This is a genomic window from Staphylococcus felis (genome assembly GCF_003012915.1).
Classification (GTDB): Bacteria; Bacillota; Bacilli; order Staphylococcales; family Staphylococcaceae; genus Staphylococcus; species Staphylococcus felis.
Window position 1 is genome coordinate 1,047,014 of record NZ_CP027770.1, and the last position, 15,065, is coordinate 1,062,078.

At 33.3% G+C, this 15,065-nt stretch carries 15 protein-coding genes; 14 read left to right on the forward strand and 1 reads right to left on the reverse strand.

Annotated elements, in window-relative coordinates:
- The first annotated feature begins 78 nt into the window (after positions 1-78).
- Positions 79-789: an HAD family hydrolase gene (locus C7J90_RS04805; protein WP_103209128.1), complete on the forward strand. Its 711-nt coding sequence runs from the start codon at positions 79-81 to the stop codon at positions 787-789.
- Between the two features lie 663 nt (positions 790-1,452).
- Here the strand turns inward: C7J90_RS04805 and C7J90_RS04810 are convergent.
- Positions 1,453-1,881 carry a 6-pyruvoyl trahydropterin synthase family protein gene (locus tag C7J90_RS04810; RefSeq protein WP_103207934.1) on the reverse strand — a complete coding sequence of 143 codons (429 nt, stop codon included), beginning with the start codon at positions 1,879-1,881 and terminating at the stop codon, positions 1,453-1,455.
- Positions 1,882-2,412: 531 nt separating this feature from the next.
- On the opposite strand from C7J90_RS04810, the gene C7J90_RS04815 reads away from it, so the two are divergent.
- The 13 genes from C7J90_RS04815 to C7J90_RS04865 all read left to right on the forward strand — a co-directional run bounded on the left by C7J90_RS04815 (position 2,413) and on the right by C7J90_RS04865 (position 14,969).
- On the forward strand, positions 2,413-4,203 hold the full coding sequence (locus tag C7J90_RS04815) for an ABC transporter ATP-binding protein (protein ID WP_103207936.1): 1,791 nt from the start codon (positions 2,413-2,415) through the stop codon (positions 4,201-4,203).
- Positions 4,184-5,965 (forward strand): ABC transporter ATP-binding protein, encoded by a 1,782-nt coding sequence (locus C7J90_RS04820; RefSeq protein WP_103207937.1) that lies wholly within the window; start codon positions 4,184-4,186, stop codon positions 5,963-5,965. The genes C7J90_RS04815 and C7J90_RS04820 overlap by 20 nt, the downstream gene beginning before the upstream one ends.
- 355 nt (positions 5,966-6,320) lie before the next feature.
- A complete protein-coding gene (locus C7J90_RS11870; protein ID WP_158701909.1) occupies positions 6,321-6,461 on the forward strand; it encodes a hypothetical protein in 141 nt (46 codons plus the stop codon).
- A gap of 204 nt (positions 6,462-6,665) precedes the next feature.
- Complete coding sequence (locus C7J90_RS04825) at positions 6,666-6,872, forward strand: hypothetical protein (protein WP_103210275.1); 207 nt, start codon at positions 6,666-6,668, stop codon at positions 6,870-6,872.
- 25 nt (positions 6,873-6,897) lie between these two features.
- Positions 6,898-7,476, forward strand: a complete 579-nt coding sequence (locus C7J90_RS04830; RefSeq protein ID WP_103210277.1) for an MptD family putative ECF transporter S component — start codon at positions 6,898-6,900, stop codon at positions 7,474-7,476.
- The gene (locus C7J90_RS04835; RefSeq protein ID WP_232618877.1) at positions 7,473-7,913 is read left to right on the forward strand and encodes an energy-coupling factor transporter transmembrane protein EcfT; all 441 of its coding nucleotides are present in this window, start codon (positions 7,473-7,475) and stop codon (positions 7,911-7,913) included. Before C7J90_RS04830 ends, C7J90_RS04835 begins: the two co-directional genes overlap by 4 nt.
- Before the next feature lie 38 nt (positions 7,914-7,951).
- A protein-coding gene (locus tag C7J90_RS04840) for an IS3 family transposase (protein WP_103209691.1) occupies positions 7,952-9,096 on the forward strand; the annotation gives its coding sequence in 2 pieces (ribosomal slippage) (positions 7,952-8,198 and positions 8,198-9,096; 1,146 coding nt in all).
- A 21-nt stretch (positions 9,097-9,117) separates the two neighbouring features.
- On the forward strand, positions 9,118-9,432 hold the full coding sequence (locus tag C7J90_RS04845) for an energy-coupling factor transporter transmembrane component T (protein ID WP_269780138.1): 315 nt from the start codon (positions 9,118-9,120) through the stop codon (positions 9,430-9,432).
- A complete protein-coding gene (locus C7J90_RS04850; RefSeq protein ID WP_103209941.1) occupies positions 9,425-10,879 on the forward strand; it encodes an ABC transporter ATP-binding protein in 1,455 nt (484 codons plus the stop codon). Before C7J90_RS04845 ends, C7J90_RS04850 begins: the two co-directional genes overlap by 8 nt.
- A 29-nt stretch (positions 10,880-10,908) precedes the next feature.
- The gene (locus C7J90_RS04855; RefSeq protein WP_103209939.1) at positions 10,909-12,663 is read left to right on the forward strand and encodes an ABC transporter ATP-binding protein; all 1,755 of its coding nucleotides are present in this window, start codon (positions 10,909-10,911) and stop codon (positions 12,661-12,663) included.
- A 34-nt stretch (positions 12,664-12,697) separates the two neighbouring features.
- Positions 12,698-14,431, forward strand: a complete 1,734-nt coding sequence (locus C7J90_RS04860) for an ABC transporter ATP-binding protein (RefSeq protein ID WP_103209938.1) — start codon at positions 12,698-12,700, stop codon at positions 14,429-14,431.
- A gap of 3 nt (positions 14,432-14,434) precedes the next feature.
- The gene (locus tag C7J90_RS11875) at positions 14,435-14,578 is read left to right on the forward strand and encodes a Rossmann-fold NAD(P)-binding domain-containing protein (RefSeq protein WP_142380720.1); all 144 of its coding nucleotides are present in this window, start codon (positions 14,435-14,437) and stop codon (positions 14,576-14,578) included.
- 13 nt (positions 14,579-14,591) lie between these two features.
- Entirely contained in the window at positions 14,592-14,969 is a 378-nt protein-coding gene (locus C7J90_RS04865; protein ID WP_158701910.1) for a hypothetical protein, read from the forward strand.
- The last annotated feature ends 96 nt before the right edge of the window (positions 14,970-15,065 follow it).

A 15,065-nucleotide genomic window follows, 5' to 3' on the forward strand; every position in this document is an offset into this window, starting at 1 on the left:
AATTGTGCGAATATTATAAGTGCAAAATGAGAAGATGAACGTTAAAACATAAAGTGATGAATCAAGGGGGTGGCACGAGTGGCTTTAGCATTTATTTTTGATTTGGATGATACACTGTATAATCAATTACAAGCCTTTCAGTATGCATATTACCGTCATTTTGAAGATAGTGATATAGGGGTTGAATCACTCTATCGTCATTTTAGACAATATAGTGATGAAGTGTTCGAAAAAACGCAAGATGGACGTATGTCTATAAGTGAGATGCATCTGTACCGCATTACAAATGCAGTGCGTGATTTTGATATCAACCTACCTGAAAGAAAAGCACGTTCATTTCAAGAAGATTACGAATATGCACAACGGAATATTAAGTTATCTGAAACGATGACAACGCTTTTATCAAAACTCGCAAAAGCGCCAATCGTTTTAGGAATGATTACAAATGGTGAGTCTGATCGTCAACGTGCTAAAATTGAAACGCTAGGAGTGACTCAGTGGATCCCTGAAAATCACATTTTCATATCGGGAGAGCATGGCGTCTCAAAACCGAATTGTGCTATTTTTGATCAAGTTGTTAAACAATTGCAACTTGATATAGAAGAGACGTATTATATTGGAGATAACTTTGAAAATGATGTTTTAGGCGCAGCTAACGCAGGTTGGAAAACGATATGGTTCAATCGGCGTAATCACATCGTAGCTGCCCAAAATGAACAAGCAAATATCAATATACAAGATGAAGACGCATTAGCAACAGCAATCAACCATATCATAGCATCCAGGTAAAAACTACCAAAAGGTTGTTGAGTATAGGATGAACGTTTTGAGGACTATTTTAATTGATGCTAATTCCCCTAAATTTGAATTTTGGAAATTGAGTATATACCGGAATGAATGATAAGCGAAAGCGTACGCATTTTATTATAATGAAGTGCACTAAATTATGCACTGCTCGAAGTCAAAGCGCAAACTTAACAACCTTGGTAGACGGTGTTTCGCAAGTAGGATTCTCGACAGAATGTCATGACTCGTCAAAATTTGGGGAACAATTTTGCTCATCATTCCATTCTGCTTGAATCCTAAACACTTGCTCAACAACCTTGTGATAGACGGTGTTTCGCATGCAGAGTTTTCGGCATAACTTCGCAATTCTTCAAAATTTGAAGAGTCTTATACTTGTCTTCTGGGAATTGATAAACGGTGTTTCACAAGTAGGATTCTCGACAGAATATCATGACTCGGCAAAATTTGGGAAACAATTTTGCTCGTCATTCCATTCTGCTTGAATCCTGAGCACTTGTTCAACAACCTTGGTAAACGGTGTCCCAAAAGCAGGATTTTCGGCAGAACGCCATAGCTCGACAAAATTAAACCACAATTTTGCTCACTATGAGGTTCTGCTCAAATCCTAAGCGCTTTTGTCCCAACCTCTGCGCTCAACAACCTTGTTTATTGTGCCATTATGTTACGGGTTAGTTTGATGCCTTGGTCTTGTGTTTCGTAAAGGGAGATGCTATTTAAAGATATGTTGTCTGGTAATTGTTCATTAAAGCGTAACCAAATCCAATGTGCGATGTTTTCGACTGTTGTATTCATATCAGGGAGTGTATCGTTTAATAATTGGTGATCAAGTAAAGGGCGTAAATGTTGATTATAAATATCATCAATCATATTAAAGTCGACGGCTAGGCCATGTTCATCTGTTTTGGACCAAATTTCCATTTCGAGTCGATATTTATGATTTTTTAAATCAGTATATGATGTTTCAGAAAAATAAATGCGATTATCACAAATAAATGTAAAATGTTTAATGACCAATAGTGTTTTATGATGGCGTGCAAAATGTTGAGGTGGTCGCACGTGATCAAATTTTGCCATATATATTCCTCTTTTCTATCATTTTAATATTAGCTTAACATATGAATGCGAATATCCTACTATATTTGATTAAATATACGATAGAGATGATAAGATGTTTTGTTCATTTCTTCAGAATCTTAAATCCATTTTTTTACACAAACTATCATTATAATTAAAACGATCGTTCTTGTTTTGCCACAATGGTGAGAGTCGAGATTGAACTGTTTCAATTTCACTATTGGAAACACCATTCCTCAATGCGAAGTACTTTAAAAAATGCTTCGGAAAGTGTGTGGCAAGCAAGCGAGAGGTTTACATCTGCTCTTTAAAAAAATCCCCCCCATTTTAAATTGTGTTTATAAATCCCTTATTTAACAAATGATAAATATTTAATAATAGACGAAATATTTTGATAATTCATGTATAATGGATATGATAGACTTAAATAGTTTTGAATAAGAAGGGTGTATAGTAATGTAGGATTAAATGACATGACCATAAAATGATGAAATAGACTATATTGAAATTTAATAGAGACAGGTGGAGTACATGAGAGTTTTTAAAGACTTAAGTTGGTTTTTTAAACAAGAGAAAAAACGTTTTATGATTTCGTTTATTGCTTTACTTATTACAGCATTTTGCAATCTTGTCCCGCCACAGATTATGGGGTTTGTCATCGACCATATGACTCAGAAGACGTTAACGCCACAAAATTTAACGGGATATCTTCTTGTGATTTTATGTGCAGGCTTGATTGTGTATGCTTTGCGATATTATTCAAGGTTGAAGTTATTTGGTGCAAGTGCAAAGTTAGGTCGCATTCTTCGCAATCGCTTATATATCAAATATACATCGATGAGCCCATCATTTTTTCAAAAATATCGAACTGGAGATTTAATGGCGCATGCTACTAATGATATTCGTGCTGTCCAAAGTACTGCGGGAATAGGTGTGCTGACTTTGTCGGATGCAGTGATCACAGGTGGAATGACTTTAGTGATGATGGCAATTACGATTAGTTGGCAATTGACGATTATTGCTATGATTCCATTACCTTTTTTGGTGATATTAACGAGTTATTATGGGCAATTATTGCATAAAGGCTTTAAAGAAGCACAAGAATCATTTAGTCAATTAAATGATAAAACGCAAGAAAGTGTGGCGGGTGTAAAAGTCATCAAGTCTTTCGGTTATGAAGCAAGTGACGAAGCTGATTTTACAGCATTAAGTGACCGTGTAGTGGCGAAAAACTTAAAGGTTTCTAAAATAGATGCTTTATTTGATCCAACTATCCAAGCAATTATTGGCATCAGTTATCTGCTTAGTGTGATTTTTGGCGCGATAATGGTGACAAATCAAAATATCACAATAGGACAACTCATTACATTTACAACATATTTAGGCATGCTTGTATGGCCATTATTAGCATTGGGATTTTTCTTTAATATCGTACAACGTGGTGCGGCGTCGTATGATCGCATACGTGATATAGAGAATGAAACAAATGATATTCAACTCATTCCACAAACTGATGAAATACCAACTGGCGATATCGATATAGATATTCGATATTTTAAATTCACAGATGAAACAGCACCTCGCTTACAAGACATCGTGTTTTCAATTCAATCAGGAATGACAGTTGGAATTGTAGGGCCAACAGGTTCAGGAAAGAGCTTGTTGCTTCGTTTATTATTGCGTGAATTTGATACTAATAGATCTGAGGATATCAGGTATGGCGGGCGTTCCATTCGCGATTATGATATCGAAAAGTTACGAGGGCAGTTAGGATATGTACCTCAAGAGCATTTTCTATTTTCGTCAACGATTCGCGGAAATATTGCTTTTAGTAAACCGACTATTTCTGATGAAGCTTTATACCAAGCGAGTACGGTGAGTCATATCCACCAAGATATTATGTCATTGCCAAATGGTTATAACACTATTGTTGGGGAACGAGGTGTTTCTTTATCAGGTGGCCAAAAGCAACGTATTTCGATTGCGCGTGCACTTGTAACACAGCCAGAGGTACTCATATTGGACGATTCATTATCAGCAGTGGATGCAGAAACAGAAGCAGCTATATTGCAACATTTAAAGCAAGAACGTCACGGGCAAACCAATATCATTACGGCGCATCGTATGAGTGCAGTCATGCATGCTGATTTAATCATTGTGATGCGAGATGGTACGGTTATTGAACGAGGCACACATGATGAATTAATGCAAGAGGATGGATGGTATCATGAAACATTCAATGCACAAGCAATGCAAAGTCGATTGACTCATGATTTAGAAGATGAAGTAGGTGGTGAAGATAATGAAGTCAAAAGAAGATAATCACTTACAACTCTCAGCTAAACAACAAATGCATACATTATGGAGATTGATACGCTATACTTTTCCGTTCAAGAAATTAATCATACTTGCATTAGTTCTACTTGCGATTTCAACTGTAGCTAATATGGCAGTTCCTTATATTGTGAAGGTGTTTATTGATCAATATTTAACAGTTAACCATTTTCCAAAACGTGATATCAGTTTGTTATTGGTGGCATTTATCGGAATTGAGATAATAGGTGCGATTACAACTTATTTTAGTATATATTACTTAGAATATTTAGCGTTTAAGGTGATTCAACAATTAAGGATTGAAGCATTTCATAAAATAAGTCGACTAGGCATGCGATTTTATGATCAAACGCCAAGTGGAAGTATTGTTTCTAGATTAACAAATGATACTGAAGCGATTGTTGAAATGTTTACAGGTGTTTTATCATCATTTTTAATTGCAATTTTCATGATTATTGCAAGTTTTGTCATGATGTTTTTGCTGGATATTAAACTTGCATTTTTTGCATTACTATTTATACCTATTATTATATTGATCTTAGGTATTTATCGTAAGTATGCATCCATTTATTTTGATGAAACAAGACAAAGATTATCTGACTTAAATGTAAAGTTAGGTGAATCGATTGAAGGTATGAAAATTATTCAAGTCTTCAATCAAGAGAGACGTTTGAAAAAAGAGTTCGAGAGTATTAATGCGTCACATTATAACTATACTATGAAAACCATTCGATTAGATAGTTTATTATTACGTCCGGCAATTACAATGCTTTCGACATTTGCGATGGTTATGATTCTAGCTTATTTTGGGATAATGAGCTTTAATAGTGTCGTTACAGCGGGTGTGGTATATGCATTTATACAATATATACAACGCTTTTTTGAACCTATCAACCAAGTCAGTCAAAATTTAAACTTATTTCAACAAGCGGTAGTTTCAGCTAGTCGAGTATTTAAAATGATGGACGATGATACATTAGAGCCAACACAAAATATTGACAGTCTTGCAAAGGTGACTGAAGGGAAAATTGAATTTAAAAATGTCTCCTTTAGTTATGATGGTGACAATGATGTGTTGAAAGACATTCAATTCACTGTTGAACCGGGGCAAACCGTTGCATTAGTGGGACATACCGGGTCTGGAAAAAGTTCAATTATTAATTTATTTATGCGCTTTTATGAATTCAATCGAGGCGATATCCAGATTGATGGCCAATCGATTAAGCATTTTTCAAAAGAACAGCTCAAACAGAACATAGGTCTAGTGTTACAAGATCCATTTATCTTTTATGGTACGATTGAGTCTAATATTAAGATGTACCATCCGACGATGACATTTGAACAGGTAAAAGCTGCTGCACAATTTGTTCATGCGGATACTTTTATTGAATCATTAAAAGATAAGTATCAGCATCAAGTTATCGAAAAAGGAAGTGCATTTTCAAGTGGACAACGTCAATTAATTGCTTTTGCAAGGACAATGGCAATAGACCCTAAAATTTTAATTTTAGATGAAGCTACAGCAAATATTGACTCTGAAACAGAAGAACATATACAACAGTCATTAAAGCGTATGCGTCACAACCGTACAACAATTGCGATTGCTCACCGATTGTCGACGATTCAAGATGCACATCAAATTTTAGTATTAAACAAAGGGGAGATTGTTGAGAGAGGGACACATGAATCATTAATTGCTCAAAAAGGAATTTATCATAAAATGTATCAACTGCAACTTAAAGGTGAGTAAAATACAGTGCAGTTTACAATAAAAAGAGGGGAGGTGCTGGGGTACTGAACCCTGTATTTGAGACATAACAAAAAGCATCACAATTAGGCTGCTTGTTTTCGATATTCTATCGGAGATAAGCAGCCTAATTTTTGTTGAATTCTATTTTTATTATAATTCTTGATGCCATAGATATAAAATATATATAATGATTAGCCCTATATCAACACAATCTATTAGTATGTGTATATTATGTTATAATCAAATATTTAATTAATAAACACTTATTGATTTAGAAATTTTTACATAGATGTCAATTGATAATGATTATCAGTTGAGATATCATAATACTGTAAGATTCTAAAAATAATAACAAATGACACGAGAAGTGGATGTTTTATTGAATAAATATTTAATCGATAACCATAATGAATTTGATAAATCTATTATTTTATTTCCATTTGCAGGCGGTGGATGCAATATTCATATTTTGTCGGTAGAAAAAAGAATTAAATGAACAGATTGGACAGTATATAAAGAGTTTATCGGAAAATAATTCAATATCAATTTTAGAATTAGGTGCTAGGACAGGTGTCACAATTCAAAGGGGATTGGATAAAGTATCTGACTCATTCACTGAACATTACGTCTTTACAGATATATCTAAGTATTTCTTAATTTCTTCATATAAAACACAAATAGCAAGTTGGGAAGGGCACATATGACACCTACTACTTATATAGGTGATGTAACTTATTTGAAAGCACAAGATAAGGATGGGGCTGATTTGTTACCAGCACAAGATAGTAATGAATTTTGGCAAAATTGTTGTATCGGTAACTTCACTGAAATACCTATACCTGGTAATCATTATAATTGTGTTGAAGACAGTGAACATGCATCATATGTTGCCAAATTATTAATATAAAATTTTAACAGACAGGAGTTAGATTATGAATAAATTAACAGTTAAAGATTTAATTACAGTAGGTATTTTTACAGCGATATATTTAGTAGTGTTCTTTGTTACTTCCATGATTGGTTACATACCATTTTTAATACCGTTTCTAGGTTTCATTTGTCCGATTGTATGCGGTATTCCTTTTATTTTATATGTTATGAAGATTGATAAATTTGGCATGGTGACATTAACTGGAACGATTTTAGGTATTGCTTTTACAGTGATGGGCAGTGGCTTAATTATGATACCGTTTGGCATTATCTTTGGTTTGATTGGTGACTTTATTATGAAATCTGGTGGATATAAAGAGTGGAAATCAATTGCGTGGGGTTATGCTATTTTCTCATTTTGGCTGATGGGATTTGTCGTAAGAATGTTTATTGCAAGAAATCAATATTTTAAAGAGATCGGGCAGTCTTACGGTCAAGATTACGTAAATGTCTTGGAATCTATTACACCTTTATGGACATTACCTGTGATGTTTATTTTGACAGTGATTGGTGGTCTTATTGGTGCTTGGTTAGGTAAGAAAATGTTTAGTAAACATTTTAAAAAGGCGGGACTTGTGTGAAGACGGTTGTTGGTTCATTAAAAGATCATAGGAACATTTTGGCAAAATTAGATCCTAGAACTAAGATCGCTTTAACAATCACGATAAGCACAATTTTAATATCAAGCGGTAGTTCGCAAAGTATTTTAAGAGTGTGTTTAACGTTATTTTCACTCGCACTATTACTATCTATTCATAAGATCAGTTTATTTATCAAATGTGCTGTTACTTTTTTGGTGCTGATATGCATCCAATATTGGGTTGTTCCTTATACAGAAGGCATGATTAAATTTATTCTGCTCGCATTTGTTGGAATCTTTATGAATATGTTTCCTGGATTTATCGTTGGTTATTACACTTTATTCTCTACAAAAGTAAGTGAATTTATAGCAGCTATGGAAAAAATGAAATTACCTAGAAATATGAATCGTCTACACTTAGTTGGACAAATTCTATGAGAATAGATATTGTTAAATTAAGAAAGTAGGCGATTTTTATGACAAGAGAAAGAAGAACTTTTAGTCCTGAATTTAAATTACAAATGGTAAAGCTTTATGAAAATGGTAAGCCTAGAAATGAAATTGCTCGTGAATATGATTTAACACCTTCGGCGTTAGGGAAATGGATTAAGCAACATCAAAATACTGGTTCATTTAACCATCAAGATAACTTAACTAATGAAGAAAAAGAACTAAGAAAATTACGTAAAGAAAATCAACAATTGAAAATGGAAAATGATATTTTAAAGCAAGCAGCGCTGATCATGGGACGAAAATAGATGTCATTCGAAAGAATGCCAATAAATATTCAGTATCAGCAATGTGCAAAGTCCTGCAAATCTCTAGAAGTAGTTACTATTACGAAATTAACAAATCACCCAACGTTGAAAAAGATGATCGAGATAAGGAAATTAGCGATAAAATTATCGAGATTTTCAATTCTAATCGCAAATGTTTTGGAACAAGAAGGATTAAAAATGAACTTATCAAAAATGGTTTAAATGTCTCAAGACGACGTATAGGACGCATTATGAAAGCAAATAAATTAGTATCTTCTTATACGACATCGAAGTATAAATCATTTCCTTCTCGCTCAAGTGAACGCGAAATCAATAATGAATTAAATCAAAGTTTCAATAGAAAAGAACCATTGGAAGTTCTTGTCAGTGATTTGACATATGTAAAAGTGGCTGGAAAATGGCATTACATATGTTTATTTATTGATCTTTTTAACCGTGAGATTGTTGGGCATAGCGCAGGCTCAAAGAAAGATAGCACGCTTGTATCCAAGGCACTTAGTAGCATTAGACACGATTTAAGAGACGTACAAATGTTTCACACTGACAGAGGAAAAGAGTTTGATAATCACATGATTGATGATGTACTAGATACCTTTGGTATCAAAAGATCTTTAAGCATGAAAGGATGTCCATATGACAACGCAGTAGCTGAAAGTACATTTAAAGCGTTAAAAACTGAATTCATTAAACAGTATGATTTTAAATCTATTAATCACTTAAAACTCGAATTGTTTGATTATGTTAATTGGTATAACAACATTCGACCTCATAGTGCATTAAATTATCTGACGCCGAAAGCGTACAAAGATAGTTTCTATAAAAACTGTCTAGAAATCTGTTGACATACCAATATTATCATTCCAATATCTGTGATTTTTAGATTTTTCCCGACGATTGCTGAGGAATATCGAAATATTAATTATGCCATGAAAATGAGAGGTATTAACTTTTCAAATCATTTTTTTAAAATGATTGAATATAGAATGATTCCACTTATCATATCCGTTGTACAAATTGGGAATGATCTTTCTTTTACAGCGATGACAAGAGGGATTGATTCTCCATTTAAACGGACGAATGTATGCGTTGTAAAATTTAAACTACTTGATATCTTGTTAATCATTATCATGGCGATATTATGGATTATTTATTTTAAGGAGAAGTTGTTTAATGATTAAATTTGATAATGTAACTTTCAACTATGCTTCTTCAGAAAAACCAGCTATTCAAAATGTCTCGCTTCATATTAAACAAGGTGAATTAGTCGTGTTCTGTGGTAAATCAGGTAGCGGGAAGTCTACTGTTGCTAAATTGATAAATGGCTTAATACCTAAAGTTCAACATGGTGACATAAGTGGACATGTTTACTTGAATGGACGCAATATATCGGAAATCGACATGTATCAATTATCACAAATGGTTGGTAGTGTATTTCAAAATCCGAAGACACAATTTTATAACGTCGATACAACAAGTGAGCTTGCGTTTAATTTGGAAAATCAAGGTATTAATAAAACGGTCATCATTGAAAAGGTTAAAACAGTTATGAACCATTTTAAGATTGAGCATTTATTGGATCGTAATATATTTGGGTTATCAGGTGGTGAAAAACAAATCATTGCATGTGCGACAGTGCTTATTACTAATCCAGATGTTGTTGTTTTAGATGAGCCATCTTCAAATCTAGATATGTATAGCATTAAGAAATTAAAAGAAATGATTTGTTATTTAAAAGAACGTGGTAAAACGGTCGTACTGATAGAACATCGATTGGATTATATTATGGATGAGGCAGATCGTGTCTGTTATATGGAGGACGGCTCGTTATATGCTCATTACCCAATAGATAGATTTAAATCACTTGATTGCGATGAACTTGAAAGCATGGGTATTCGATACGCACAAGAGGAACGATTACAATATGAACTACAGTTTGGTAATTATGTCATGGAGATGCATAACTTTACTTATATGTATGACAAATTTAGTAAAGAGAAACAATTAGACGTGAATGAAATAGTCATACCAAAAGATGGAGTAGTCGCGATTATTGGCGATAACGGCAGTGGTAAATCGACCTTTGCTAAATGTTTATGTGGTTTACTGAAAGATTTTAAAGGACATGTAATGTATAACCAAAAGCGACTTAAACAGAAACAATTATTAAAGCAGAGCTATATGGTTTTCCAAGATGTAAACACACAATTATTTACGGAAAGCTTGAAACAAGAATTACAGCTATTAAATGTTCAAGTAACAGAAACACAAGTTGATGACATGTTAGAAAATATGAATTTGTTAGATAAAAAGCATGAACATCCATTGTCACTTTCTGGTGGCGAAAAACAAAGAATGGCCATTGCTACAGCAATATTGAGTGGTAAAGAAATTATTATATTTGATGAACCTACTTCAGGGTTGGATTTATATCATATGAAAAAAGTCGCGAAAATGATTAATGACATCCATGACAAAGGTAAGCAAATCTTTATCATTACACATGATAAATCATTGGTATTAGAGATTTGTACATATGTCTTACATTTTGGAGAAGGTCGTCTCATTAATCAATTCGCATTGAATCATCAAGGTATCAAGCAATTGAATCATTATTTCGATGTATAAATCACATCAATGAGAGGAGTCAGTAAAGAATGAACACCGATGAACATTGGGTAAAATCATTATTCGTATTTGGACAAGATGCTAAATGGAAGATTGTTTTATCTGTTGTATTGTCTATTATTAGTGTATTTTCAGGATTAGTTCCTTATTGGACGGTATATAAAATCATACTATTAATGATTGATGGAAGTACAGAGATGAATCAAGTTATTTATTATATAAGTATCGCGGTAGGTGCTTATGTTATACAGGTTATTTGTTTCGGAAGTTCGACGATGTTATCGCATGTGACGGCTTATGATATTTTATCTAATATTAGAAAGCAATTGGCACATAAATTAATGCGTTTACCTTTAGGTGTTGTAGAATCTAAAAAAATTGGTGAACTTAAAAGTATATTTGTCGATAAAGTAGAAACAATTGAATTACCGTTAGCGCATGTTATTCCAGAAGTAGTAGGTAATTTATTACTGTCTATTTCTATATTTGTTTATATCGTCATTATCGATTGGCGTATGGCTTGTGCTATGTTGATTACAGTGCCAATCGCATTTTTTGCTTTCAAAAAATTAATGACTGGATTTAATGAGACATACGAAGAGCAAATGGCATCGAATAATTACATGAATAGTTCGATTGTTGAATACATTGAAGGTATAGAAGTCATTAAAACATTTAATCAATCTCAAAATTCTTATAAAAAATATAAAGATGCTGTTAATGCATATAAGACGCATACTTTAAATTGGTTTAAAAGTACATGGGGCTATATGAACTTAGGAGCGAGTATTCTTCCTTCGACTTTTCTAGGTGTGCTACCACTAGGAATGTATTTAATTTCAATTAATCAGTTAAACTATGCAGAATTTTTTATCTGTTTAGTACTGTCTTTAGGTGTTGTCGCACCTATCAAGAACTTTACAAATTATGTTAATCAATTAAAATCAATCCAATATGCGATTACAGAAGTACGACAAGTATTGAATTTAGAAGAACTTGAAGTCTCGAAATCATTTAAAGAACCTAAAAATCATCAAATCTCATTTAATGACGTTGGGTTCTCATATTCCGACGATAAAGATAACTTAGTATTTAATCATTTGTCGTTTGATATTCCAGAGAAGACTTTTACAGCAATTGTTGGTGCATCTGGTAGTGGTAAGTCTACAATTGCGAAATTACTGTCAAGATTCTGGGATGTAACGTCTGGTGAAATTGATATTGGTGGTGTAAATATTAAAGATATTGGACCTAAAAAATTGAACGAATTAGTTGGTTTTGTAGGGCAAGATAACTTCTTATTAAATCTTACGTTTAAAGAAAATATTAAATTAGGTAATCCGGAAGCATCGGATGAAGCGATTGAAGAAGCGGCTAAATTAGCGCAATGTCATGAATTTATTACAAAATTGCCAGAGGGCTATGATACGAATGTAGGTTCAGTTGGTGATAAATTATCAGGCGGTGAAAAACAACGTGTCACAATAGCGAGAATGATCTTGAAAGATGCACCAATCATTGTATTAGATGAAGCGACAGCTTATGTCGACCCAGATAATGAACAAAGAATTCAAGCTGCATTAAATGCTTTAACTCAAAATAAGACGCTCATTGTTATTGCCCATCGATTATCTACTATTAAACAAGCAGATCAAATTATTGTGTTAGGTCATCAACAAATTCTTGAAAAAGGTGACCATTCAAGATTATTGGATATGAACGGTCGCTATAAACAAATGTGGGATATGCACATTGGTGCGAAAGATTGGGGGGTCTCTTCTTAATTTGTAATACATTCAAATATAAAGGAGGATTAACATGTTTCAGATTACATTTAAGATTTTAAAGTGGGCAACACCTTATAAATCAAGAATGATTTTAGGGTTTGTAATGTCATTTATTAATTCTATTTTTATCGCCTTACCAATCTACTTAGCTGCCCAAGTGTTTAACCGTATACTATCTCATAAACAAATTGAAATGTATGAAATTATGAGTGTGTTAGGCATCATGATTTTATTAGTTTTAGCAAGATTTGTGACAGCTTATTTAAAGAATAGACTTCAAGAAAGTATCGCTTATGAAATGAGTGCGAAAGAACGTTTAAATATTGGTGATAAACTTAAGAACGTAAGACTAGGGTATTTTGAAGACCATCAAACAAATGAACTCGCAACGGTCGTTACAACTGATTTAACGTTCTTAGAAAATTATGCAATGAAGATGATCGATATTGTCATAAACGGCTATATATTAATTACCGTATTAATTTTGTCACTTTTAGTTGTGTCTTGGGAAGTGTCGCTATTAGCACTCGTAGGCGTAGTTCTATCTTTACTTTGCATTCATTTATTAGAAAAGAAAAGCCATCAAAACGCGCCTCATTATCACCATGTTCAAAATCAACTTGTTGAGAAAGTGCTTGAAGTTGTTCGAGGTATTCAAGTTATTAAATCATTCTCAAAAGAAAATACAAGTCTTCAAAGTTTTAACAAAGCAGCAGATGAAAGTAAACGCGTGAATTCAAAAATTGAATTACAATACATACCGTTTAATTTATTACATTTGTTGAGCTTAAAGATTGTTTCTATCATCATAGTATTCATCGCATGCTTATTATATATCAATCAAAGCATTGATTTACCAACGCTTATTATGATTTCAATCTTTTCATTTGTGATATTTGAAAGTGTGGAGAATGTAAACAGTGCAGCACATGTGTTAGAAATGATTGATATGACGTTAAATGATATTAAAGAAATTAAGAAAGCGCCTGTATTAGATGAAACAGGAAGAGATATCGAAATCGATAACTTTGATATTGAATTTGATCACGTCAGTTTCTCTTACAGAGAGCACAAAGTGATTAATGATGTGAGCTTTAAAGTAGGGTCGCATACATCTACAGCAATCATAGGACCTTCAGGAAGTGGTAAGTCTACCCTGTGCAATTTATTGTTAAGATTTTACGATGTAGACGAAGGTACGATTCGAATAGGTGGCGTCGATATTCGAGATATGACACTTAGTACGTTGATGTCGCATATTAGTGCGGTATTTCAAAAAGTCTACTTATTTAATGATACAATCGAAAATAATATTTTATACGGTAAGCCAGATGCAACTAAAGAAGAAGTTATTGCAGCTGCGAAACAAGCATGTTGTCATGACTTTATCATGTCACTACCGGATGGCTATCAAACAATGGTCAATGAGAAAGGGAATAATTTATCTGGTGGAGAAAAACAACGTATATCTATTGCAAGGGCGATATTAAAAGACGCACCAATCATCATTTTAGATGAAGCAACTGCAAGTATTGATCCAGAGAACGAACATCTCATACAAAGTGCGATTGATGAATTAAGCAAAGGCAAAACAGTCATCACAATTGCGCATAAAATTGGAACAATTAAAAACGCCAATAAAATCATCGTATTAAGTGAAGGTGAAATCATTCAAAAAGGCGATCACGAAACACTCGTGAATCAATCAGGTACTTATCAGAACTTCATTCAAATCAAGACACAATCAGAAGGTTGGAGATTGTAGATTATGAGTAAACAAATTGGGATTTTAGGTGGAAATGGAGCACTAGGTAGTAAGTTAACGAAGTTATTATCTGAACATAAAAATGTGCAAATTAAAGTCGGTACAAGAACTAAGAACTTTACCAAATTAGAACATCATCAAAGTTGATACTTCTGGTAAGTTGGATTTAGCTCAAAGTGAAGGGAAATTGGATGATCAATTGAAGCAAAAACAATTAAGTGCAGTACAATTTGGAGGTGTAAATCCAGGATTAACAGAAGTGCTGATCGCATATTGTACAGCATGTTTGAATGTTGATGAATTAGAATTATACTTTTCAGGTGTTGGTGAATTATCGGATTCAGCAGTTCTTGAAATGATAGAAACATCAGAACCACCATATTCGTATAGTCAGATGTACATTAATAACGGTAAACCTGAACAGTTAAATTATATGATAAAAGAAGCTAACTTAATGGGTAATGAACGATCATTTTATCAATTGCTTATTGTTTCATTTGCTATCACCTCTTTTAATGTTTACCCGGTGTGTGAATAAGAAAAACACCTTGACTTAAGAGAGATGAACATAAAAAGGCTCAGACTGAAAAGTTGATAGTAGGGTTAACAGTTGTTCCATACTTTCAACATAATC